This window comes from Streptomyces sp. NPDC006602, assembly GCF_042870385.1.
Taxonomy (GTDB): domain Bacteria; phylum Actinomycetota; class Actinomycetes; order Streptomycetales; family Streptomycetaceae; genus Streptomyces.
In genome coordinates this window covers 58350-82049 of the sequence record NZ_JBIAHG010000002.1, presented here as the reverse complement: position 1 = coordinate 82049, position 23700 = coordinate 58350, and the positions used below count along the sequence as shown (strand labels likewise).

The 23700-nt window shown below is 68.7% G+C and carries 21 protein-coding genes and 1 pseudogene; 11 read left to right on the top strand and 11 right to left on the bottom strand.

Going from position 1 to position 23700, the window contains the following annotated elements:
* Positions 1-41: 41 nt before the first annotated feature.
* Both ACFYO2_RS04975 and ACFYO2_RS04970 read right to left on the bottom strand, forming a co-directional pair.
* Positions 42-815: a winged helix-turn-helix transcriptional regulator gene (locus ACFYO2_RS04975; protein ID WP_388344220.1), complete on the bottom strand. Its 774-nt coding sequence runs from the start codon at positions 813-815 to the stop codon at positions 42-44.
* A 392-nt stretch (positions 816-1207) separates the two neighbouring features.
* Entirely contained in the window at positions 1208-2044 is an 837-nt protein-coding gene (locus ACFYO2_RS04970) for an SDR family NAD(P)-dependent oxidoreductase (protein ID WP_388344218.1), read from the bottom strand.
* Between the two features lie 1848 nt (positions 2045-3892).
* Between ACFYO2_RS04970 and ACFYO2_RS04965 the strand changes: the two genes are divergently transcribed.
* Positions 3893-4480, top strand: coding sequence for a TetR/AcrR family transcriptional regulator (locus ACFYO2_RS04965; RefSeq protein ID WP_388344215.1), 588 nt, complete (start codon positions 3893-3895; stop codon positions 4478-4480).
* Positions 4481-4932: 452 nt separating this feature from the next.
* Here the strand turns inward: ACFYO2_RS04965 and ACFYO2_RS04960 are convergent, their stop codons facing one another.
* Positions 4933-5535 (bottom strand): TetR/AcrR family transcriptional regulator, encoded by a 603-nt coding sequence (locus ACFYO2_RS04960; protein WP_388344212.1) that lies wholly within the window; start codon positions 5533-5535, stop codon positions 4933-4935.
* A gap of 173 nt (positions 5536-5708) precedes the next feature.
* On the opposite strand from ACFYO2_RS04960, the gene ACFYO2_RS04955 reads away from it, so the two are divergent.
* A complete protein-coding gene (locus tag ACFYO2_RS04955; RefSeq protein ID WP_388344209.1) occupies positions 5709-6422 on the top strand; it encodes an SDR family oxidoreductase in 714 nt (237 codons plus the stop codon).
* A 231-nt stretch (positions 6423-6653) separates the two neighbouring features.
* Here ACFYO2_RS04955 and ACFYO2_RS04950 read toward each other — a convergent pair whose 3' ends face one another.
* Positions 6654-7340, bottom strand: a complete 687-nt coding sequence (locus tag ACFYO2_RS04950; RefSeq protein ID WP_388344207.1) for a haloacid dehalogenase type II — start codon at positions 7338-7340, stop codon at positions 6654-6656.
* Here ACFYO2_RS04950 and ACFYO2_RS04945 point away from each other — a divergent pair.
* Complete coding sequence (locus ACFYO2_RS04945) at positions 7318-7716, top strand: hypothetical protein (protein WP_388344204.1); 399 nt, start codon at positions 7318-7320, stop codon at positions 7714-7716. The two genes, ACFYO2_RS04950 and ACFYO2_RS04945, sit on opposite strands and share 23 nt — an antisense overlap.
* Positions 7717-7734: 18 nt before the next feature.
* Here ACFYO2_RS04945 and ACFYO2_RS04940 read toward each other — a convergent pair.
* The 4 genes and pseudogenes from ACFYO2_RS04940 to ACFYO2_RS04925 form a co-directional block, all read right to left on the bottom strand.
* Positions 7735-8031, bottom strand: a pseudogene (locus ACFYO2_RS04940) (enoyl-CoA hydratase-related protein); the annotation flags it as partial.
* A gap of 96 nt (positions 8032-8127) precedes the next feature.
* Positions 8128-8934, bottom strand: coding sequence for a strictosidine synthase (locus tag ACFYO2_RS04935; protein WP_388344202.1), 807 nt, complete (start codon positions 8932-8934; stop codon positions 8128-8130).
* A gap of 33 nt (positions 8935-8967) precedes the next feature.
* Positions 8968-9834 carry an alpha/beta fold hydrolase gene (locus ACFYO2_RS04930; RefSeq protein WP_388344200.1) on the bottom strand — a complete coding sequence of 289 codons (867 nt, stop codon included), beginning with the start codon at positions 9832-9834 and terminating at the stop codon, positions 8968-8970.
* Complete coding sequence (locus tag ACFYO2_RS04925; RefSeq protein ID WP_388344198.1) at positions 9831-10148, bottom strand: zinc-binding dehydrogenase; 318 nt, start codon at positions 10146-10148, stop codon at positions 9831-9833. Before ACFYO2_RS04925 ends, ACFYO2_RS04930 begins: the two co-directional genes overlap by 4 nt.
* A 508-nt stretch (positions 10149-10656) precedes the next feature.
* Between ACFYO2_RS04925 and ACFYO2_RS04920 the strand changes: the two genes are divergently transcribed.
* Positions 10657-11235, top strand: a complete 579-nt coding sequence (locus ACFYO2_RS04920) for a transposase (RefSeq protein ID WP_388344195.1) — start codon at positions 10657-10659, stop codon at positions 11233-11235.
* Positions 11211-12122, top strand: coding sequence for an L-dopachrome tautomerase-related protein (locus tag ACFYO2_RS04915; protein ID WP_388344192.1), 912 nt, complete (start codon positions 11211-11213; stop codon positions 12120-12122). The genes ACFYO2_RS04920 and ACFYO2_RS04915 overlap by 25 nt, the downstream gene beginning before the upstream one ends.
* Before the next feature lie 225 nt (positions 12123-12347).
* Here the strand turns inward: ACFYO2_RS04915 and ACFYO2_RS04910 are convergent, their stop codons facing one another.
* A complete protein-coding gene (locus ACFYO2_RS04910; RefSeq protein ID WP_388346036.1) occupies positions 12348-13181 on the bottom strand; it encodes a PIG-L family deacetylase in 834 nt (277 codons plus the stop codon).
* 853 nt (positions 13182-14034) lie between these two features.
* Here ACFYO2_RS04910 and ACFYO2_RS04905 point away from each other — a divergent pair.
* From ACFYO2_RS04905 to ACFYO2_RS04880, 6 genes are all read left to right on the top strand, one after another.
* Entirely contained in the window at positions 14035-15333 is a 1299-nt protein-coding gene (locus ACFYO2_RS04905) for a DUF3533 domain-containing protein (RefSeq protein WP_388344190.1), read from the top strand.
* Positions 15334-15562: 229 nt separating this feature from the next.
* Positions 15563-16132 (top strand): TetR/AcrR family transcriptional regulator, encoded by a 570-nt coding sequence (locus ACFYO2_RS04900; RefSeq protein WP_388344188.1) that lies wholly within the window; start codon positions 15563-15565, stop codon positions 16130-16132.
* A gap of 477 nt (positions 16133-16609) precedes the next feature.
* Positions 16610-17311: an SDR family oxidoreductase gene (locus ACFYO2_RS04895; RefSeq protein WP_388344185.1), complete on the top strand. Its 702-nt coding sequence runs from the start codon at positions 16610-16612 to the stop codon at positions 17309-17311.
* A 35-nt stretch (positions 17312-17346) separates the two neighbouring features.
* Positions 17347-17658, top strand: a complete 312-nt coding sequence (locus tag ACFYO2_RS04890) for an RICIN domain-containing protein (RefSeq protein WP_388344182.1) — start codon at positions 17347-17349, stop codon at positions 17656-17658.
* A gap of 304 nt (positions 17659-17962) precedes the next feature.
* Complete coding sequence (locus ACFYO2_RS04885; RefSeq protein ID WP_388346034.1) at positions 17963-18787, top strand: oxygenase MpaB family protein; 825 nt, start codon at positions 17963-17965, stop codon at positions 18785-18787.
* A 21-nt stretch (positions 18788-18808) separates the two neighbouring features.
* Positions 18809-21049, top strand: a complete 2241-nt coding sequence (locus ACFYO2_RS04880) for a tetratricopeptide repeat protein (RefSeq protein ID WP_388344179.1) — start codon at positions 18809-18811, stop codon at positions 21047-21049.
* Positions 21050-21123: 74 nt separating this feature from the next.
* Here the strand turns inward: ACFYO2_RS04880 and ACFYO2_RS04875 are convergent, their stop codons facing one another.
* Both ACFYO2_RS04875 and ACFYO2_RS04870 read right to left on the bottom strand, forming a co-directional pair.
* On the bottom strand, positions 21124-21600 hold the full coding sequence (locus ACFYO2_RS04875) for a hypothetical protein (RefSeq protein WP_388344177.1): 477 nt from the start codon (positions 21598-21600) through the stop codon (positions 21124-21126).
* 168 nt (positions 21601-21768) lie between these two features.
* Entirely contained in the window at positions 21769-23334 is a 1566-nt protein-coding gene (locus ACFYO2_RS04870) for a hypothetical protein (protein ID WP_388344175.1), read from the bottom strand.
* Between the last annotated feature and the right edge of the window lie 366 nt (positions 23335-23700).

Genomic DNA, 23700 nt, shown 5'->3' with positions numbered 1-23700 from the left:
GATCGATGCGTGCAGCTCCAGTCGGTTCTGAGATGCTCTGATCAGGCTGACTGCCCTGCCGTGTGCCGTCGGGCCGCGTCGGCGAAGGCCTCGAAAAGACGACCGGCCGCCTCGACGTCGCCGTCGACCGCGAGGCGGCCGGACTCACCGGCGGTGGACGGCTTCTCTGTCCCGAGCGAGAGTGCGATGAACGTGCCTGCGTCGCAGGCGACAGTGGTGGGCGATGATGACAGTGACGGTCCGGACCGGACCCGGAGTGCTCCGTCGCTGACGGTCATGGAGAACCGTTCCCCGGCATCGACGTCGCACTCAAGAGCAAGGCCGGCCAGGTGACGGGGGTCGATCGCTACTGTCATGCACAGCGCCACCATGTCCGCGCGAGCGGTTGAGTGATCGACGCCGTCGCTCATCAGACCCAGGCCCCACAGTCCGAGCCCGATGATCGGGACTCTCAGTCCTTCACCGAACTCGGTAAGGGTGTACTCCGTCGTTGGCTCGGACTTGGAGACGACGCCGATCGCATGCAGGGTTCGAAGCCGGTCAGTGAGACGATTCGGTCCGATCGAGGGCATGCGGCTGAGGATTTCCGTGAACCGCTTCGGGCCCAGCAGGAGTTCACGGAGGATGAGGACGGTCCAACGCTCGCCGAGCACATCCATCGCCGTGGCGAGAGGACAGGCCTGCCCGTATTTGCGTACCGCTCCCATGTGATCCACCCTACTGACGCCCCCTGACAAGGGGTCGGCCACGCCCGCACGCCGGGCCACTGCGAAGGTCACATGATAGGCGTGGAGTATTTCGCGCCTGTCTTTCACTCCGCGAAGGGCAGTGGCCGCTGAACCGGCCGAGTTGGGCGCGACCCAACGCGGCGCATTCGAGGTTGTGAGGTCACCCTCGGCAGGCCCATTGCCGAAGGGCATCCCCCTGCGGATGTTGGAGCAGGTAGGCGGTCGGCCCTGCCGCGAACTCGGCACCCGGACATTCTCGGCAACGAGCGTCACGACTGTGTTCAGGGCCGTGTTGTACACCTCGACGCGCTGCAGATAGATGTGCAGCGGTTCAAGGCATGCCTCGTCATGTCGCCTTGAGCCAGCTGGTCGCCGAGGTCAAGGGCGGATCGGACATCGCTGCCTTCGGGTGACGTGGTTCGCGGATCTCGCGAGATGTGCAAGGCCGTACCGAGGTCTGGTCTCAGCAGCCGCCTGGCTCACCGCGCTTCGAGCTTGCGGAGAAGGGCGCGCACTGCGGGATCACGTGCCAGGCGTGCGTCAATTACCGGGTTGATCAACCCTCGCAAGACGGACAGCGGGGTCCAGCGAGCCGGCCGGATCACGCGGGGCGATCGGTGCTCAATGGCATGTGCGACGGCATGTGCGGCCTGGTCCGGCTCGATGCGCTTGAGCAGTGGTCGAGGCGCCGTCCTCGACAGAAGCTCGGCGATCGTCGGATCCTCATCGACACCGTGTCTGATCATGTCTGTCTGGATGAGCGAGAAGTACGCGGTAGTGGCAGAGACGCCGTGCTGGGCGAGTTCCACTCGGAGTCCGCGTCCGAGCTGCTCAACCGCGGCTTTGCTCATCGCGTAGGGGATGGCCCCTGTGCCGTTGAGGAACGCGAATACCGAACTGATCAATACGATCTGCCCCTGGTTGGCGACGACCTGCTTCATGGCCGCGTTTACGGTGTTGATGACACCGTTGATGTTCACGGCCAGCACTTTCTCCGCCGCGGGTGCGGGCATGGTGCGGAATGTGGAGCCGCGCCCCATGACGCCGGCGTTCGCGATCGCGACGTCGACCCGGCCGAACCGCTCACAGATGAGGGCGACGGCATCATGGAGCGCGTCGGGGGCGCAGACGTCCGCCGTGACGCCGACGGCGGCGGACGGTGATATGCGTGTGGCGATCTCCGGCGTCTGCGGATGCAGATCCACGATGCCGACGCGTGCGCCGCGAGAGATGAGAGCCCGAGCCGTCGCGCTGCCGAGTCCGCCGGTGCCGCCGGTGATGAGTACGACCTTGCCGTCGAGTTCATATTTGGTCATGCGGATGCCTCGTCTTCAGTCAAGGGGATGGTTCGTCCGCGTCCACGTTCTTGCGGCGAGCCCGGATTCGGGGCCGACTGGCGGGACTTCGCGTTGCACCGCTGGAGCGCCGCTCCGGTTGGAAGCGCACGTTGACCGCCCAGCGACGCCCTTCGTCGTGTAGCGGACGCTAGCAATGGCTATACGAAATGTATAGTCATCGCGTGCCGATCGGTTTGTGCCCCGAAGCGGCCATCGGCCCGTCTGAGTAGCCGTGCCATGAACACATGCCTCAGGTGCTCTGCGGTTTCCGGTCCCGGCGCCGTGTCACACGGCTGTGTGCGGAGCAGTGGACGTGAACGCTCACTCCTCTGAGATGCGGTCACTCCGCCTGGCTCACGCCCGATGAAGGCGGATCTCGGAGCGGCCGCCGCCGACCGGTTGAGCAGCGTCACGTCGTCGGGCGGACGTGAGGACGGCCGCCCTGGCGGATCCGGTGGCGCCCGTTCCGAGCAGAGTGGCCGGTGACAACGGGACGGGTCTGCCTGCACCGGGTCCCAGCGGGACCCGGCCCCTGCTTGTCCGGCCCACGGCCGGCCGCAGGCCTCCGACTGCCGACGGCCCGCACCGACCGATCTCGGAGCCGACCACACCGTGGTGGTTCCCGGCGTGCGAAAACACGGCCGAGCGACAAGTCCACCACTGGTTAGGGCAAGCGGCCGGTGGCCGTCGGCACGGCCGCTTCGTCGAACGGCAGCTGCAGCACCAGAGGTCGAAGGCGTGCTGCGAACAGCAGGGTTCGCGGCGTAGCTCCCGGCTGACGGTGACCCAGTCGGTGTGGTCTGTGGTGCGGTCTTCCGCGGGCCCCGTGGCGAACGTGCCGACCAGGTCCTCCTGGCGGTGAACGACGCCGTCGCTCATGACCCACGAAGTACGGGCCAGGTCGTCGAAGTTCTGGAAGGGGTTCCCGTCGACCGCCACGAGGTCGGCGAGCTTTCCTGGTTCCAGGGTGCGAGGTCGTCACTGACTCCGAACAGCTCTGCGGGGATGGCAGTCGCTGTGCGCAGCGCTGCCGCGGCGGACAGACCGGCGGAGCGGTGCAGGACGCGGAGGCCGAGATGGAGTTGGAGGCCGGTGGGGGTCAGGGGGGCGTCGGTGCCCAGGGCGAGTGTGCCGCCGTCGACGACGATTTTCCGGAAGTCAGTGCATCGGCGAGTGGGCCGGTGGAGGGGATCGGGCGTGGCTGACCGCCCCCGCCCCCGTCTTCCGGCCACCTGCCGACACGTTTTCTTTCCATGGAAGTGATGTGCTTCGACAGGGCCCGGCGGTCGCTCCGGTGATACGGAATCGGCCGCCGGGCCTGTCTCACGTACCTGTCCCCGTCCCCCCGGTCGGCACGTGGCGGGGCCGTCCTCCTCCGCTTCCGATACGGCCCCGGCCATGGGGAATTACGTGTGCACTGCGGGCTGAGGGCAGAGCCAGCCTGCGCAAGTCGGGGACATGACCCGTGTGCGCGCGGAGAAACTGTCTGTCCGTGGGCGCCATAAGCCTCAAGCAAGCCTGTCGCCCCAGGTCAGAGGCACTCGGAGGCTCTCTCATAGTCTTGGGTGACTCGCGGACGCTCCCGGGCGAGGTGTCGCCGACCGCGGCGAAGAACCGGGCGGAGGTCGCGTGCAGGCGCTGGGTCCGTGGTTGCCCTCGTTGATGAAGACCGACTCTCGCCCGTCGTCCTTGCCGCAGAGGTCAACCGGCGGGAGGCGGCCGACATTTGCCGCTGCCGGCCCATTGGATTACGTTCGCAATACCATAGACTGGGGGGGGGCCAGTGAAAAGCCACCGGGCCTTCCGGCCAGCTAAGGAGCGTGTGCGGTGCGGTACGGAACAGAGCACAAGCAAGAGACGAGGCGGCGGATCGTCGAGACGGCGGGCCGCCGGTTCAAGCGAGACGGGATCGACGGCTCCGGGGTCGCGGCGCTCATGAAGGACGCGGGGCTGACCAACGGCGCCTTCTACACTCACTTCGAGTCCAAGGATGACCTCGTCACCACGGCAATCGCCGAACAGTTGAAGGCGCAGGCCGAGAGCGTCGTCGCCCGGGCTGCACCCGGCCGCGCCGGAATCGAGCAGATCGTGTGGGGGTACCTGTCGCCCAAGCACCGCGACAGCCTTGGCGACGGCTGCCCCAACGCCGCTCTGCTCGACGAGATCGGGCGCTGCGCCGACACGACCAGGCAGGCGTACACCGACGGCGTGCTGGTCCTCATCGACGGCATTGCCGCCCGTATAACGCCCGAGGATCCGTCCTCCGCACGCGTGAAGGCGCTCAGCCTCCTCGGCCTGATGGCCGGCACGCTGCAGCTTTCCCGCGCCTTGACCGACCGCCAACTCGCCAACGAACTCCTCGATCAAGGGATCATCAACGCCCTCGCCATGCTGGACGCCGGGCAGCGCGTCTGACGCGCCCGGCCTCAGCCCCAGGCTGTGCCCCTGCGGGCCCCGGGCCCGGACCCGACGCTGCTGGGGAACCGGCACAGCCCCCGCACGCGGCTCCGACAGGGGCACACGCCCTCCCGGCTCAGGGCTGGCCCTGTGCTCGACCGAGGTGCTGATCGCTCTGGCGCGAAGCCTCCCGGCCTTCCGCTCCTCGCCGGCCCGGGCGCGTCACGTCGGCCGTCCCGTCCGCGCCTGGCTGCTGCTCGTCACCGTGGTCGTCAGGCGGCGCGGCCGGCCGGACCAGGGCCGGCGGGGGGGATGCGGGCGCCCGGCAACTCCGGGGGCGGCGGGCTGGTGCTGGGACCCTCGTCTGCGCTGGAACCGCTCCGGATCCCATGACGCCGTACGGCTGTTCTCTCTCGCTCGCATGTGATTGCCTCCTGGGATGCGCTCGCTCGCAGAACCTGGACCGCGCTTCAGCGAGGCAGCAGGACGCTGACCTGCCCTCGGATGTCCTGCACGATCTCTTCGACGCTCAAGGCGATGTTCATGCTCGCCGCCATGCTGAGGAACATCACGGCGGACACGATGTGCGCCAGCGTCGCGGCATCGCCCTCTGTGACCCGCTCGTCCCGGCGCAGCACGGCGGCGATGGCCTCTTCGGCCTGCGCGGCGATGGCGAGCGCTTCGCCGTGCCGGGGCTCCTCGGGGTCGCCGAAGACCGTCTCTCGCAGGTAGGTGCGTCCGTTGTCGATCTGGGTGCGGTTGCATTCCACGATCGGCCGGATGATCGCCAGCACCGCGTCCAGCACGCCCGGGACGGCCTCGGCATCCGCCCGGCCCCGGTCGAGCGCTTCGGTGTACTTGACGTTCTGCACAAGCAGGAGGAGCTCGCCCTTGGTCTTGGCATACAGGAACAGTGTCCCGGTGCCGATGTCAGCCTTGTCGGCGATCTGCTGGGTCGTGACCTCATGGACGCCGCGTTCGGCGAACAGCTCGCTGGCAGCGGCGATGATACGGTCCAGTTTGTCCTGTTTGTTCCGCTCGCGCCGTCCTGTCGGCTGGGAGGCGGCAGGCATGACGGTATCCTCCGGGAATAGATTCTGACTCAACTCAGTTATGAGAGTAGTCACTAACGTGTCGGCTCGGAAATGCCTTGCTCATGCTGCCACAGCAGGGCGCGGAGCCATTGCGCCATCCGTGCGCGGTAGTCGCGTCGGCCGCGCTTCATGCCTCTTGGAATGGAACACCAATGCCCTCCCTCAACGGAGCAGTCGTCTTTGTCACCGGAGCAAACGGCGGCATTGGTACCCACTTCGTCCGCGACGCCCTGGCTCGTGGAGCCGCCAAGGTCTACGCCACCGCCCGCTCCCCCCGCGCCTGGGACGATGAACGCGTCGTCCCCCTCACGCTTGATGTCACCGACCCCGCGTCGATCGACGCGGCCGTCGCCGCGGCGCCGGATGTCACCATGCTCGTCAACAACGCGGGCGCGAACCCGCCGAGCGCGAGCCTGCTCGACGTCACCGAGGCAGACATCCGGGTGAACATGGAGACGAACTTCTTCGGCCCCGTCTTCGTCGCCCGCGCCTTCGCACCGATCCTCGCTGCCAAGCCGGAGTCAACGCTCGTCGACTTGCACTCCGTTGCCAGCTGGTACGCCTTCGGCGGCATCTACAGCGCGTCCAAGGCGGCACTGTGGTCGGCCACCAACTCTTTGCGCATCGAGCTCGCGCCCAAGGGCGTCCACGTGGCGGGGGTGCACATGAGCTACGTCGACACCCCTATGGCCGCGCACGCCGGCGGACCCAAGATGCTGCCGGCAGAGCTGGTGACGAGGGTCTACGACGCCGTTGAGGCCGACGAGTACGAGGTCCTGGCCGACGAGTTGACCGCGCAGGTCAAGGCGGCCCTGGGCGGCCCGGTCGAGGCGCTCTACCCGGACCTGCGCAGCACGAACACCTGAGCTTGTGCTTCGGTCCCGACGTGGTCTTTCCGCATTCGGCGCGACAGCAGCCGCTTGCCGTCGGTATCGATCACCACGCAGTGGTGGTGCGACCGTGCTGATCAAATGCCGGGCGTCGGTCTCGAGCGCCGGGATCCTCACCCATTCCGACGAGGAGATCCGTCGGAACATGGAGAGGAGATTCCTTGGCCCGCGAGGGTGAGAATGGGCCTGGCGTCGTCGGACGGGCCGCTATGGAGCGAGTCGTCGGGCCAGGTCGGGGATGTCGGTGGCGGTCAGATCGACCCAGTCCGGCACCGGTGGGACCGGATGGCCGGGGCCCCATTCCAGCGGGCGTGGAATGTATGCGGTGCGCAGTCCGGCGTCGGCGGCGGCACGCAGGTCCTCGAGATGGCAGGCGGTCATCAGCAGCCGCGGCGGTGAGACTTCCAGTAGTTCGGCGGCCATCAGGTACACCTTTGGATCGGGCTTATAGCTGTGGATCAGTTCGGCCGACAGGATGGTGTCGAGCGGCAATCTGCCGGCGCGGGCAAGGTGGATGAGTAGCGCGGTGCTGCCATTGGACAGGGTGGCGGTGATATGGGTCTCGCGCAGCTGGGAGAGACCGTCGCGGCTGTCCGGCCATGGGCTCAGGCGGTGCCAGGCGTTGACGAGTTCGGCCCGGTCGGTGTCGGTGAACTCGGTCAGGTCGTGCTCGGTGAGCACTTCGTCGAGCATCATCCGGTGCAGGGCGTCCAGCGACCGCCAAGGCACTTCCCCCGACACTACCCGCAGCAGTGTCGGCGGGTACCGGCTGCGCCACGCGGTGGTGAGCCCCAGCCAATCGGCCTGTACCCCGACGCGGGTGCCGACGCGCTCGAATTCGCCCGCGACGCCGGTGCGCCAGTCGACCACGGTGCCGAAGACGTCGAACACCACCGCGTCTACAGCAGCGCCAATCCATCGGCAGTCTTCGGTGCTGACGGGGTTTCGGGCCAACGTTTTTCTCCTGATCGGCACGGATGCGACGACGAACCAGGCAGCCCCCACGACAAACGAGCACCGCCGCGGCATCTGCTCCGTCCGCGTTCGTTTAGTGACGGGGTGTCAGCGTTGCTGGTTGGCGATGCCGATGCTGCCCGAGGCGGTACTCGAAGTCGATGCCGGCCTGCTCGACGATGGCCTGCGTGCCTGCGGCGCGGGCGAGGAACCCGGGGAGGGTGAGGGAGTGGGCGAACTCGCCGTAGGCGGCGACCAGATCCGCGTCCGGGGGCAGGGATGCCCGGTTGATCTGGGCTTTGGCCGAGGCGAGTGAGGTGCGGTCGAAGGAGGCGAGCCGACCGACGATCGTGTCGACGAAGGCGTCGAGTTCGCTGTCGGGGAGAGTACGGGTGGTCCAGCCCCAGTGTTCTGCGGTGTTGGCGTCGTAGTCGTCGCTGGTGAGGATGGCTTCCAGGGCGCGGTCGCGTCCGATGGCGCGCGGGAGGCGTTCGGTGCCGCCACCGCCGGGGAGTAGTCCGCTGCCGACCTCCGGTTGCCCGAAGATCGCTTTCTCCCGGCTGGCGTATCGCAGATCGAGGGCGAGGGCGAGGGCGAGTTCGTTTCCGCCGCCGCGGGTGCGTCCGCGGATGGCCGCGATCCTGGCGACAGGGCGTCAGCAGGGCGGGGAAGCCCGGGCGGTGGATTGCCGAGCAGGTCCGGCGGTCCTGCTCCCGGCCGTTGCCGCTCACTCCTGGTAACGCGGGAGGATGTCGCCGTTCTTGACGTAGGTGAGGGCGGCGTCGACGTCGTAGGCGTGGATCGCGGAGACCAGCGGTGCCAGCTGGTTGGACAGGTCCTGGATCACGTTGCCGGTGAAGAAGGCGTCCCGTGCCGCGGTGTCGGTGAACCCGAGAATGAGGGAGGCGTGGAAACGCTGGTCGTGCGGGTTGTCGTGGGCGACGTTCGGGGTGTCCCAGAGCTTTTCGATCCAGGGCAGGAACGTCTGCGTGCGCAGCTCCTTCAGCACTCCGGTGCCGGCGAGTGCGGGGACGAGCTGCTTCTTGATGAACTTCCGGAACTCACCTGCGCCGGCCCCGTCTCTGCGGCGCAGGTAGACCAGGACGCGGGCACCGACCATTTCTTCCGGGCCTGCGACGTTGTACCAGCGGGACGAGTTCGGCGGGCCGGCGTAGAGCAGGGTGCGGCGGAATACGTTGATCTCGTCCTTGTAGGCCAGCTTCGTCTGCTTGCGCCCCTGCGAGGGCGCGAGCGCCGATCGGAAGGTGACTTCCGCGACGCCGTCGATCTTCCGGTCGACGGGGATCGAGGTCTCCACTCCGCCGGTCGCCGGCCACCGGCCCGGGTTGGGCGCGGCGAGGTGGATCTGGCGGTACTCCTCCAGGCCCGGGGTGGCGGAGATGATCCCTGAGTGCGGGCCCTTCCAGTAGTCCATGCCGGTCTGACGGGGCTGGTCGGTGCGCACCCACAACAGGATCGAGGAGGTGAGGTGCTTCTTCACGTCCAGTTGCGCGGCGGTCGATGGCATGCTCATGGTGTTGCCGTTCTCTTCCTGGTCAGACGGTGGTCATCGGGCGAGGAATTCGACCGCGACCGGGGCGAACTCCTCGTAGTACTGGAAGATGCCGCCGTGACCGGAGTCGGGGTAGATGATCAGTTCGCTGTCCTTGATGCGCCGGTGCAGGTCCTCGGAGAGGTTCGAGGGGACCATGCGGTCGTTGTCGCCGTTGGCGATCAGCGTGGGATGGGTGATCTTCGACAGGTCGTCGGGGGTGGAGCGCCCCCACTTCTTGATCGCCTTCAGCTGCGTCTGGAACGCCTTCGTCTTGATCGGCGCGTCGCGGTCGACGGTGCGTTCCTTGAGGCGGTTGACGAACGCGCGGGCTGCGGGCTTGCCGGTGGCGTTGCGGTTGAAGAACAGGAACTCCTTGGGGTCGGACCGGGTCAGGGTGGCGCGCAGGATGTCCCAGTACGTGGTGCGGGCGACCTTGTCGATGTCCTTGCCGCCCTTGGGCCCGGTGCCGGTGAGGACGAGCTTGCGGACGAGCGCCGGGTGCTTCACCACGAGGGCCTGGGCGGCCATGCCGCCGAGAGAGAAGGAGAAGATGTCGATCTTGTCGAACCCGAGCGCCGAGATGAAGGCGTAGGCGTCGTCGGCCATGGCCTCGACGCTGTCCGGCACCTGGCCGGTGGAGGCTCCGACACCGCGGTTGTCGAAGGCGATGACGTGACGGCCCTTGGCGATGGGGTCGATGATGCGGGGGTCCCAGTTGTCCAGGGTCGCGGCGAGGTGGACGAAGAAGACGACGGGGATGCCGCCCTTGGGCCCCAGCTCGCGGTAGGCGTAGGTCACGCCGCCGGCGGTGATGGTGCGCGCCGGGGCATTCGCGTAGGAGGTGATGACGGGTTCGTTCGGGGTGATGTTGGTGCTCATGACCGCTTCTCCTTGCTGTTTTGTGTCGGTGCGGTCTGTGCCGCCCGTCGTGGTCGCGGCTGGATCAGCTGTTGCCGGTGATGACTTGCCTTGCCGCGGACGCCGCCATGGGACAGGGACTGCCACGCCTGTGGGGCCTGGTCAAAACCGGGCACCTTTTCCAAGACCGGGCGCACCATCCCTTGGCCGACGAGGGCGGTGACCTGGCGAAGCTGATCGCCGCCGGCGTGTATGAACAGGAACTCGTACGTCTCGCCGAGGTTCTTCGCCTGCTTGCGGATCTTGCCGCTGAGGCCTGCGACGGCCAAGGGCATCAGCGGGTTCAGGCTGGCCTCGCGGGTGAACGCGGGGTTGGGGACCGGCGGTCCCGATGGCTTTACCGCCGGGTTTGAGCACCCGTAGGTTCTCCAGGTTCTCGCCGCGGGGGCTGTCCGGCACCAGGTCGTAGCCATCCAGGTGATGCTCGAAGTTCTGGATGCGGTGGTCGATCACCGTGTCTGCCCCGAACCCGCGCACGAAGCCCGTGATTGAGCCGTCGGCGCTCCTTCCTTTCCTATTTAATTGTTCGATTTTATGCCTAAGTGAGACATGATCCGCAGTGCGACTTCGCGGGGTCTCGTCCTACCTGAAATAATCCGAGTACGCTCAATTATGAGTGTACTCATAATTCCTGTCAAGGGAGGAGGCCGTTTATGGGACGCGGTCACATGCCGATCGGGGACGCCATCGACGATGGCCTCACTGCCGCGAACACCGTCATCGGCCAGGGCGTGCCAGGGCGTGTTTCAGAAGTGGATCACGGTCATGTGATGATCACGCTTCATGTCTCGGGGAGATCTGACAGACGCTCAGTGGGCGGTGCTGGAACCGCTGATGCCGCAGGGCGTCAAGTCCGGCCGCCCCCCGGTACATACCAAGCGGCAGCTGATCAACGGCATACGGTTCCGGACACGGACCGGCATACCGTGGCGGGATCTGCCCGAACGCTACGGGCCTTGGGAAACGGCGTACGGGCTGTTCCGCCGCTGGCAGCGGGACGGCACCTGGCACCGCATCTTCGAGCAATTCCAGGCCCGGGCCGATGCAGGGCCTGATCACCTGGGACGTCTCCGTGGACTCAACGATCGCCCGGGCCCACCAGCACGCGGCCGGTGCCCGCAAGAGGGGGAGCTGCAGGTCGAACCGCCCGGCGGACCCGCCTACGCCTCCGCCTCCCCCTCCGGTTCAACAGCCGGTCACTACGAGGTCGTTGCCCGCTTCTGGGGCGCGATGCCGACGGGTGTCACCGTCTCGCGCCGCGGCCGGATCTTCGTCAACTTTCCCGCTGGGGCGACGACGTCCCGTTCACCGTCGCCGAACTGCGGGGCGGGAAGCCGGTGGCCCACCCCGACGCCGAGGTGAACCGCGAGGACGCCTCCGACCTGGCCGGGCACTTCCAGTCGGTGCAGAGCGTCGTCGTCGATGGGGCCGACCGGCTGTGGATCCTCGACACCGGAAGCCCGCTGTTCGCCGGGTCCTCCTACGGCGGTCCCAAGCTCGCGGCGGTCGACCTGCGCACCGACCGGATCGTACGGAAGATCCTCTTCCCGCCCGAGGTGGTGCCGGCGAACAGCTACTCCAACGACGTGCGCTTCGACCTGCGGCGCGGCGCCGGGGGCATGGCGTTCACCACCGACTCGGGCGGCTCGAACGGCATCATCGTGGTCGACCTCGCCACCGGCCGGTCCTGGCGGCGACTGGCCGGGCATCCCTCGGCGCTCGCGGACGAGCAGTTCCTTCCGGTCATCGAGGGCGAGCCCTTCATGGTCCGCCCCGCGTGCGGCGAGCCCACGTACTACGAGACCGGTTCTGACGGCATCGCTCTCAGCGCCGACGGCACGCGCCTCTACTACTGCCCGCTGTCCAGCCGCCGACTGCACAGCGTGTCCACCGACGCCCTCGCCGATCCGGACGCCACGGACGCCGAGGTGGCGGCGACGGTCGAGGACCTCGGGTTCAAGCCGATGGCCGACGGCCTGGAGAGCGACGACAAGGGGCGGCTCTACGGCGGCGACCTGGAACACAGCTCCCTCTGGCGCCGAAGCCCGAACGGCACCTACCGCACCCTCGCCCAAGGGAGCGACCTGCTCTGGATCGACACCCTGTCCGTCGCCTCGGACCGGCACCTGTACGCCATCGCCAACCAGCTCAACCGGCTGTCGCCCTTCCACGAGGGCAAGGACCTACGCCGCAAGCCCTACCTCCTGGTCCGCCTGCCGATCGACGCCGGGCCGGTCAGGCTCGTGTGACCTCTCCGGCTCGCGTCAGGCGGCCGCCTGGTCGCCGTCCCGGTGCCAACCCAGCCGTGCAGCGGTCGACCTCGACCCGGGCGCTGCCCCGGTCGCGGACCCGGTCGAGGCAGGGCCTGCCGGTGTGGTGCGCGGCGATGCGGTCGCCGTCGGCCAGACCCTCGTCCTCGTCCTCGTACAGCTCGACGGCGCGTGCCCCGTGGTGATACGACCGCCGGCCGGAGCTCAGCGCAGGCCGGCGAAGAGGTCGTTCTCGGGCAGGGGCGCGCCGGTGGTGTCGTGGACCCGGACGAACGTCTCCACGCCCATGAGCTGCGTGAACCTCTCCTTGCCCATCCGCAGGAAGAAGATGTTCTCACCCTGGCTGGCATGCGCGGCCAGCGCGTCGAACTTCTGGCTGCCGAACTCAGTGGTGTCCACCCACGTGGTGATCTCCTCGTCGGGCAGGCCGATTTCGGGCCCCTCTCCGGCCTCGGACGGATCCGGCTCCTCCCAGTCCGCGCCGAACTCACGCATGATCTGCCCGAACTCCTTCATCATCGAGCGCGGCGCCGTCGTCCAGTACACCTTCGACGCCACGCCGGTCAGCGACAGCGCTGCCATCGTGATCCGGTTCGCCTGGATGTGATCGGGATGGCCGTAGAACCCGTACTCGTCGTAGGTCACGACGACGTCAGGCTGGTAACGCAGCATCAGTTCGGCCAGCCGAGCGGCTGCCTCATCCACGGGTGTACTCCAGAACGATCCGGGCGCGGTGTTGGCCGGCCAGCCCATCATCCCGGAGTCGGCGTACCCGAGCAGTTCAAGATGACCGACCCCCAGGACGTCACAGCTGGCTTCGAGCTCGCCTCGACGCATTTCGGCAACGGCAGCCGGATCATGCCCGGGGTCACCCGGCTTGGCACCCCCCGGACCGTCACCGCAGCTACCGTCGGTGCACGTGACAAGCACCGTGCGGATGCCCTCCGCCGCATAACGCCTGAGGACACCGCCTGTTCCCGTAGCCTCGTCGTCCGGATGCGCGTGCACTGCCATCAGCGTCAAAGGCCGGTCAGCCATGAAATCCATCCCCTGGTCGGTCAAGTGATCGGTGCCAGTCTGCGGTACAGCGGTACGTGACCGCTCACAGCGCCGAGTCCGTCCGTTGTCTTCCCAGAATCCGACCGGCCTGGGTTCACCCGCTGCTGTCCAACTGATCATTTCATCATTTCGGGACACCGGCCGCTACGACCAGGTCGGCCGATGGGTGGGGTGGATCGATCTCCACGGCACCCGCTACGAGTCGGACGGCTGGTGGGGGATGCGAGACCCTTCCATGGGCGTGCGGGCGGGTTCGAGTCGACCCGCGGCCACGAGTGCACCGCGATGCGATGGCTGTGGGCCTTCGCCACCACCGCGGAACCGGCCGTGCACTTCCAGCTTCGCAGGGAGCCGGTGTCGATCGAGCGGGTGGAGCACGATGTCGACTTCATCCGAACACATGCAGATCGAGGCCCTACCCCCTGGAGCCGGCAGGTCGCCGGGCGCCGGCAATGCCGACCGCTGGGTGGGGCGGCCCGATGGCCGTGTTCGGCGCGACGGACCTGGACCGCCTGCGCGACCTCAAGCGAGCCGCCCCACTCGTGGCTCGAAGCGACCCGACGGCAGGGATGGCGCCGGCACGCGGCTTGCTGGCGCTGCTGGAACATGGGTCAGCGCCTCGACTTGGAATTTGGAAACCGATCGGTTTACGATGGGTTGAAACCGGCCGGCTTCATCAGCCGAAGTCCCGGCAGGGTGCTGAATCTGCGCCTCCGGTTCCGCGTCGGCGGCCGTGTGTGCCGAGATTCAACGTTCCGAGGGTCGCCGGGCCGCAATGAAGCGGTCCGCCCTTCTCCGGATATGAGCGTGTTGTCCGAGACCGGAGTAAGTCATGAGTGGGATTCACCCGTTCCGCGTCCTGCGTGCCAAATCCCTGTGGATCGCCAACGGCGTCATCACGGGCGTCCTGGCGCTGCTGTTCACCGTGTTCTACGTCGGTGCCAACATCGATCCGGTCGATCACATGACCAAGCTGCCCGTCGGCCTGGTCAACGCCGACAAGGGGGCCGCGGTCGGCGGCAAGCAGGTCAACCTGGGGGCTCGGATCACCGAGTCGATCAAGAAGTCCACCGCGAGCGGGGACAAGATCGACTGGAGGGTGATGGACGAGAAGGGGGTGAAGGAGGAGCTCGGCGAGGGCAAGCTGTACGGGGCGCTCGTCGTCCCCGCCGACTTCACCTCCGCCACCACCGCACTGACCGGCACCGCGACCGCCGGGACCCCGGCCCGCCCGACGCTGACGGTGCTGACCAACCAGTCGGCCGGCAGCGTGGGCTCCAGCCTGGCCCGGACGGCGACGACGCAGGCGGCCGAGACCGCCTCGCTCCAGGTGGGCAAGGAGCTGACGGCCCAGAGCGGGACCGGGCAGGCGAAGCTGCCCGCCGCGGCACGTGTCCTCCTGGCCGACCCGGCCGCCGTCACGGTCAAGGACGGCCATCCGCTCGACTCGCACAGCGGCCTGGGCCTGACGGCGTTCTACTACGCGCTCGTCCTGGTCGTGTGCGGCATGCTCTCCGCCAACGTCATCAGCGGCCAGGTCGACCACGCCCTCGGCTACACCCACAACGACATGGGCCCGCTCCGCCTGCACCGCCCGCTGATCCGGGCCACCCGGGTGCAGACCCTCGCCATCAGCAGCACCCTCATGGCCGGCCTGTCCCTGCTGATGGGCACGCTGGTCATGGCGGGCGCGGTCGGCCTCATGGGCATGGACGCCTCCCACCTGGCGCTGCTGTGGCTGTACTCGGTGTGCGCCATCGCGGTCTCGGGGATCGGTGCGCTCACCCTCCTCGCCGTGTTCGGCACGCCGGGCATGCTGGTGGTCACGCTGGTCTTCATCGGGATGGCGGTGCCGACGGCGGGCGCCACCACGCCGATTCAGGCGCTGCCCGGCTTCTACCGCTTCCTGGCGGAGTTCGAGCCACTGCGGCAGATCACCGGTGGCATCCGCTCGATCCTGTACTACGACGCCCAGGCCGACGCCGACCTGACCCGGGGCTGGGTCATGATGGCCGTCGGCCTCGCGGCAGCCGCCCTCTTCGGCTTCGGTATGACGAGCTGGTACGACCGCAAGGGGCTGCACCGCATCCCCGCCGAGGCGGAGCCCGAGAAGGCCGCTGCCCCGGCGTAGCGGAAGGCGGCTCACCCCGACGGGGCCATTACCCGGAGTGCCGCCGGTGTGTGTCGCCCCGCGGGGTGGACAGGCGCGCACAACGTCACGGCTCGGCGACGGCCTCTTCCCCAAGACCGTTGCCGAGCCTCTGAGTGGCCTTCAGGCGTCCGCGCGGCGCCGGGCATCTCGCCGGCACCCTGGAAACCGATCGGTTTCTATTTCGTCCGATTCGAGTTAACCTCACGGTATGACCACCAAAGTGAAGCCAAGTCCCAGAGAGCGGCTGCTGGAGGCAGCGGCCACGCTCACCTACCGCGACGGTGTCGGCATCGGCGTCGAGGCGCTGTGCAAGGCGGCGGGGGTGTCCAAGCGCTCCATGTACCAGCTGTTCGACAGTAAGGACGAACTGCTGGCAGCGAGCCTGGAGGAGCGCGCCGCTGACTTCGTGGCCGGGCTCCTGCCGTCGGCGGACGACGGCCGCTCACCCCGTGAGCGGGTCCTGCATGTCTTCGAGCGGTTGGAGTCGCAGGCGGGTGTCCCCGAGTTCCGGGGCTGCCGGTACCTGGCTGTGCAGATCGAGCTCAAGGACAAGGCCCACCCCGCGAGCCGGGTGGCCCACCAGATCAAAGCGAACCTGACGGCCTTTTTCCGTTCCGAGGCCGAACAGGGTGGCGCAAGCGATCCCGACCTGCTGGCCCGCCAGCTCATCCTGGTCTTCGACGGCGCCAGCGCCCGCGCGGGCATTCAGGCCGACAATCTGACCGGGCTCATCACGCCCACTGTGGCCGCCCTGCTTGATGCGGCAGACATGCGCTGACGTGCCCCGCCTTCGAGCAGGCCCGGCGACCGAAGCGCTCGTCCGGGTTGATGTCCGTCTCCGCTCGCGCGCCTCGCCGACATGCCCGCAGTACTTGACCGGTCCTTGAGCCGCCGACGGTCGGCCGCCTTGGTCGCCGACCCCGGACCGGCCAGCAAGGGGGGCGCCGGCCGGGCACGCCGGCGACACCGAGCCGCACGGCGCGCCACTCCTCACGTCCCTTCGCTGAACTCCGCCTGAGGTCCAGCCAGGCCACGTCGATCACTCTCGGCGGGCTCGCGGCTTCACCGGCCGGCGCCGGGCGAGCACGGGACGGACTCCGCCGATGGACAGGAGGCCGGCCCTCGAAGCCTGAACTCGCCCGACACCACCTCGACACCGCGCGCCGTAGTCATCCCGCCGCTCCGACTTGCATGACGGAAACCGATCGGTTTACGGTGGTGAAACCGATCGGTTTTCATCTTCGTGGAGGCAGCTATGACAGCAATCAAGGGCGCCAACGTCTTCGTCACCGGAGGCAGCCGGGGCATCGGCAAGGTGCTGGTCGAGGAGCTCTACGCGCGCGGCGCCGGCAAGGTCTACGCCACGGCCCGTGACCCCCGCACGGTGACCCACCCCGATGCCGTTCCGCTGGCGCTCGAGGCCACTGACCCGGCATCCGTGGCCGCCGCCGCCGAGCAGGCCCAGGACGTCACCATCCTGATCAACAACGCCGGGGCCTCCGTCCGCGCTTCGTACCTCAACTCCCCGATGGAGGAGGTGCGCCGGGACCTGGAGACCAACTTCTACGGGCCGCTGCTGGTCACCCGGACCTTCGTGCCGATCATCGAGCGCAACGGCGGGGGCCACATCCTCAACGCCCACTCCGTCCTGTCCTGGCTGGCCGACGGCACGCCCTACGGCGCCTCCAAGGCCGCCCTGTGGTCGCAGACCAACTCCCTGCGCCTGGAGCTGCAGCCGCGCGGCATCGCGGTGACCGGGCTCCACATGGCCTACGTGGACACCGACATGACCTCGGGCGTCGACGCACCCAAGGCCGACCCCCGCGACATCGCCGTGGCCGCACTCGACGGCATCGAGGCAGGGGCGCACGAGGTGCTGGCCGACGACACCACCCGCTGGGTCAAGTCCCAGCTGTCCGCCGACCTGGAAGCCATGTACGCCCAGCTGAAGCAGTAGCACGCAGGACATCCCGGACGCCTTGCGCCGCCTCCTTGTCGGGGCCTCGGGCGACAACCCGCACGGCAGGGAGCCCCGCCCGCAACGCCAACAGCAACCTCAACCTGGACATCCGCAGCAGCTCCACCACCGCGGGAGCCGCCGTCGTCCAGAACACGGCCTCCGCCGCCGACTCACAGAAGTGGACCCTCACCGACGCGGGCAACGGCTACTGCAAGCTCAAGAACGTGAACAGCGGCTTCACCGCCGGCGTCGCCCAGTCCTCCACCAGCAACGGCGCTGCCGTCGTCCAGTGGAACGACGTGACCGTCGACGACCAGCTCTGGAAGATCGTCCGCATCAACTGAGCGGCTGTCGTCCTGCTCACCACTGGGCTTCATGAAGGGCCTCCTGCCGGCTCGGAATCGCGATGCGGACCGAGTACCAGGAGGCCCCGTCCCATGGCCGACCCGCTTTCGGGGGAGTGATCCGGCGACGCTGTGGGAAGGAACCGAGGGGGTTCATAGTTGCGGATGAAAAGCGCAGGTCAACGTGATGCTCCGGAGACACCCAGCGGTTGTGGTCACATCTGCTGACACGGCGGATCCGCGGGAAGGTGACCCGGGTCTGTTCGGGCCCGACTCGGTGACCTGGCAGGTCCACAGCGATCCGATGATGTGGGTCGCCGGTGTCCGCGCCCTCTACCTCCAGGCACTGCACCCGCGCGCGGTCCGGGGCGTCATGCAGAACTCGGACTTCCGGGCCGACGCCTGGGGCCGGCTGTTCCGCACCGCCAGTTTCGTCGGCACGACGACGTACGGCACCACCGAGGCCGCCGAGAAGGCGGGCGCCCGCGTCCGGAAGATCCACAGCAAGCTGGGGGCGACCGACCCCGATACCGGCGAACGCTACGGCGTGGACGAACCCGAGCTGCTGCTGTGGGTGCACTGCGCCGAGATCGACTCGTATCTGCACGTCGCACGCCGCTCCGGGTTTCCGCTCACCGATGCGCAGGCCGACCGCTACATAGCCGAACACCGGGTCAGCGCCCGTCTGGCGGGCCTCGACCCGGACGCCGTACCGGCCAGTCAGGCAGAGCTGAACGCCTACTTCGAGAAGGTACGGCCCGAACTGGCCGTCGCAGAAGAGGCACGCGCGGTGGACGACTTCCTCCTCCGCCCTCCGACGTACTTCCTTCTCATCCCGGCGCGCGAGCTGCTGTGGCGGCGCGTGGCGCATCTGGCGTACGGCGCCCTGCCGCCGTACGCCCACGAGTTGTACGGCAGGCCGGCCCCGCAACCCTCCACCGTCACCCGCCGGTTGCGTGCCACGGGCACCCTGCTGCGCTGCATCCCCGCACGTCTGCGCTGGCAGCTCCCGCCCAAACACATCCTGCGGGCCATGTCCCGCCTCGGCCCGGACTCCCGCCCCGCGCCGTACAAACTCGGACGACAGCTCGCCATACTGGACAAGCCAGGGGAGGGCGGGACGCGGTGACGACGGGGGCGGGCGCAGGAGATGGGGGACAGCAGGATTGTCCAGGGCCGGTACCGGCTGCTCGATCTGATCGGGCGCGGCGGCATGGGCGAGGTCTGGCGGGCGCGGGACGAGTCGCTGGGCCGGCAGGTCGCCGTGAAGTGCCTCAAGCCGCTGGGTGCCCAGCACGACCAGGCCTTCACCCGGGTCCTGCGAGAGCGGTTCCGGCGTGAGGCCCGGGTGGCCGCCGCGCTCCAGCATCGCGGGGTGACCGTCGTCCACGACTTCGGCGAGGACGACGGCGTCCTCTACCTGGTCATGGAACTCCTGGAGGGCCGCAACCTCAGCCAGCTCCTGGAGGACAACAAGCACCATCCCCTGCCCGTGGCCGACGTCGTGGAGATCGCCGACCAGGTCGCCGACGCCCTCGCGTACACGCACCGGCAGGGCATCGTGCACCGCGACCTGAAGCCGGCGAACATCGTGCGGCTCACCGACGGCACGGTGAAGATCTGCGACTTCGGCATCGCCCGTCTCGGCGCGGACATCGGCTTCAGCTCACGGCTGACCGGCACCGGCATCGCGATGGGCACCCCGCACTACATGTCGCCCGAACAGATCGGCGGTTCCGAGGTCGACCAGCGCAGCGACCTGTACTCGCTGGGCTGCGTGCTGTACGAGATCGCCACCGGGGCACCGCCGTTCGACCTCGACGACGCCTGGGCGATCCTCATCGGCCACCGCGACACACCGCCCCGCCCGCCGCGCAGCCACCGCTCCGAGCTGCCCGGGTACCTGGACCAGGTCATCCTCGACCTGCTGGCCAAGGAGCCCGAGCAACGCCCGCACGACGCCCGCGAGCTGGGCCGCCGGATCAACCTCGGCCGGTCCACCCCGACGTATGTGCCGACCGTCGTCACCCCGCAGCCGGAGTTCCGCCCGCCCGAGCCCGCACGGCCGCGCGAGGTGCGGCTGCCGTCCTGGACCCGCGGCATGACCACCGGCCACAAGGCCACCGGAGCCGGCCTCGGCACCCCGCCCCCGGACGCCGGAGCGGGCCTGACCGGCGAGTGGATCCCGCGCTCCCTCACGGGGCGGGTCGTCGACCCCGTACCGGACGCGCCGCCCACCCCGTCCGCGCAGGCGGTCACCGCACTGGCCGGACGTCACAACGCCGGGCTCAGTCTGGGGCGGCTGGGGCGCTGGGCCGAGGCCGGCGAGGTGCACCGCGCGGTCGCCGCCGAACGCGAACACCTGCTCGGCCCCGACCACCCCGACACCCTGGCCAGCCGCTACGAGGTCGCCTTCACTCTCAGCCGCACCGGCCGTGCCGCCGACGCGCTGCGCGAGTACAAACACGTCACCCGCGCCAGAAGCCTCGCGCTCGGCCCCGACCACCCCGACACCCTCGCCGCCCGCCAGGAAATGGCCTACGTACTGGGCCAGCTGGGCCGCTACTTCGACGCCCACCAGGTCTACAACTCGGTCCTCGCCGCCCGCGAGCGCGCCATGGGCGCCGACCACCCCGACACCCTGCGCTGCCGCCACAACCTCGCCTTCAACCTCAGCAGGCTCGGCCGCCTGGAGGACTCGTACCGGATGGCCTGCGAGGTGGCGGCCGCCCGCGCCCGGGTGCTCGGCCCACACCACCCCGACACACTGGTCACCCGCTACGAAGTCGCCTACGCCCTGGGCCAGTTGGGGCGCTGGACGGAGGCCCTGCAGACCTACCGCCAGGTCGCCGAGGCCCGCGCCCAGGCCCTCGGCCCCGACCACGCCGACACCCTCGCCGCCCGCTACGAGATCGGCATCAGCCTCGGCCGCCTCGGCCGCAGCGCGGAAGCCCTCCAGCTCTACCGCGACCTCATGGACGACCGCACCCGCGTCCACGGCGCCGCCCACCCGGAGACCCTCCGCGCCCGCCACGGCCTCGGCGTCAACCTCGGGCGCCTCGGTCGCTGGGAGGAGGCCCTCGCCGAGTCCCGCGACGTGTGCGCGATCCGCGAGCGCGTCCTCGGTTCCGATCACCCCGACACCCTGGTCAGCCGCCGCGAGGTCGCCGTCGGCCTGGGCTGGCTGGGCCGCTGGGCGGACGCGCTGACGGAGTACCGTCGGGTGGCCACGGCGCGCGAGCGCGTCCTGGGCCCGGACCACCCCGACACCCTCGCCAGCCGCAACGACGAGGCCCATTGCCTGGAACAACTCGGCCGCAGTGCGGAAGCCGTCGAGCTGTACCGCAGGGTGGCGGTGCTGCGGCAGCAGCAGGCGGCGGGCGGACACTGAGGCCTGGCGGACACTGGGGCCTGGTGCCCTCACGGCCTTGCCCGCGCGACCGGCCACGGCGGTATGTCCTGCCGTCAGCGGAGGCCCGTGTCGCATTTGACGACCACGTCCGTGTACTCGCCTGAACGGACGGTGACGTCGACCGGGTGGCAGTATTCAGTCCCTGGAGCCTCGGACGTCACGGTGTACTCGCTGGGGCGCAGCGCGACCCGGAACCGGCCGTCCTGCCCGACGTGCACCGTCGCGGCGACGGTGTCCGCGCCGCGGTCACGCACGCGCAGGGTCGCCTCGGTCGGCAGGCCCCGGCAGTCGTCCTCGCGCTGCTCCGGGATTCCCTCGACGGGACAGGTAGGCCACAGAACGACGACCCCTGTGATCCCTGCCCCGGCATCCGTCGGCGAGCTGCTGGGTTCCTCGCGCGGCGAACCCCCGCACGAGGCGAGTGCCGCCAGCACGATCAGCGACGTGACGGCGGCGCGCGCGTGGCGCCGGCCCCCAGGCTTCTCCTGGCGGGGTGGGGCGACCCGCGCGGTCGAGGCACTTGAATGCACAATGCGCCTCCCTTGGCTCAGGCTGTCTCTCCGTACCGCTCACAGGCCCCTCATGACTCCACTGTAGGAGGTGCGAGCGCCACGCCCGATGCGTGACGGGCAGAACGAGGGCGGAGGGGTGGCGCCGCGCCACCCCTCCGCCCTCGACGGCGATTCAGCTCTGCTCAGCTAGCAGAAACCGAGCCGTCCGAACCGCGAGCCCCACAGGGTCGAGCTCGTCTGTCGCTCGTTCACCAGCCAGGCACGCTGGCCGGCAGAACAGCCGGTGACGGCCACCGGGTCGATCGTGACCGCGGAGTAGTCACCCCAACGCTCGACCGTGCTCGACGACGGGTTGTAGGCGACGGATGCCTGCGCGAGGGTCACGCCTCCGGTGGTGTTCGTCGGATCGGTCGCGAGGCGGCCGCTCCCCTTGACGGCAGCCTGGTGGAGGTTGGAGCCCACCGCGTCGGTCGCAGACCAGGTGAAGAACATACGCCCGATGGGGTTGGTCGAGGTGCCGCCCACCGAGGAGCCGACCACCGAGGGGTTGAAGTCGTCCGAGTCACCGGACTCCAAGACCAATCCGGAGCTGGTCACGGCGTTGGTGCTGGTGTTGATCTGGTACCACTTCGGCGTCGGGAACGAGCCGGTCGCGATGGTGTGGATGTTGAGCAGCTGGTTGCCGATCTGGGTGCTGGCGTTCTGGAAGCGGGCGTCCAGCGAGTCGAGCCGGTCGGCCGATCCGGGCTGGCGCGCGTTCGGCGGTGCGGCGAACCCGGGCACAGCCACGTTGACCGGGGCAGCGATGCTCGCACCGCTCCTGCCCAGGCCCGAGGCCCGCCACAGCTTCACGGCGGTGGGGGTGGCGAGGCTGGCCGAGGCGAGGAAGGCGTTCGAGTTGTTGTCCTCCACGATGGGAGGAGCCACCGTACCCGGCGCCCCGAGGTTGAAGTACGGGAACCCGGTGGCGCGCCCGTTGTAGATGTCGGCCTTGGCGAGTCCGAACGCACGCGTGCGGAGGTAGGCGGTGCCGGCCGCGTTGAAGACGTTGCCCGTGATGATCACGGCATCCTGGTCGAGGCCCACCTGCGGGTAGTCGAAGAAGTCGGTGCCCTCCGGCAGGTCGAGCCGGTAGCGGAACCACCCGCCGGTCGGGTCGGACGACTGGGACACCGCGACGAAGACGTTCTGAACCGACGGGTTGCTCGGCTCGGGGAACGCCTCGGCGACGATGACCCAGCGGTTCCACTTCCTGTCGTAGACGACCCGCGGGTCGAAGATCGTCGACGTGGTGTAGTTGAAGAAGCTGGCGAACGACACGCCCAGCACCTTGACACCGTCGGACTTCCGGAAGACGCCGATGCCCGCGCCGTTGGTGACCTCCGTGTAGTAGCTCAGGCCCGCGGCGCCGTGCGTGTCCGGTGGGCGCAGGCCAGTGGTCCCCTGGTTGAGCCCTTCGAAGCTGAGCTGACCGGCGGGCGGCGCCAGGCGCGCGGACCTCGGGCTGCCGACCTCCGGCCGCTTCTGCCGAGAAAATCGCTGGGCCGCGGCAAGCTGCTCGCCTGTGCTGGTGCGGAGCGGCCCCTTGGGCTTGCGGGTGTCCTTGGACTCGGCATGTCCCCGGGGGGTCACGGCCTTCGTCGCGGGCAGTGCGACTTGGTCGGTCGCCACCACGGCGGCCCCCTGGTCCCCCGCTGGGGCGCTCGTAGCCGCCTCGGGCAGACCCAAGGCCAGCGTGAGTGCTGCCAGCACGAGTGGCAGGACTCGACGAACGCTTCGTCTGGTCGTCAACGTGACCTTCTTTCCTTGATGCGCAGCCATGGAGGCTGATATCGGAATTCCCGGGGGTCATCATGGAGAGCGGAAAGAACCAGTTGGTGCACCGAAATGCCGAGACGCGCGAACATCACCTAGTTGCCGCAGATTTGGCAATGCGAGTGAATATAGGAAATGGCGCTCGAAATTCTTGTTCTTGCTTCGGTCGGGGGGAATTTTCCAGGCGGAGGCGAAAGTATTGCAATCGCTCTGGCGTGGTGCCGGCTCGCATCAAGAACCATCACGAGCCCTGCATGAACGAGGAAAGAGAACTCTGGGTCCTGTGCCCGCACCTCTGGCCGA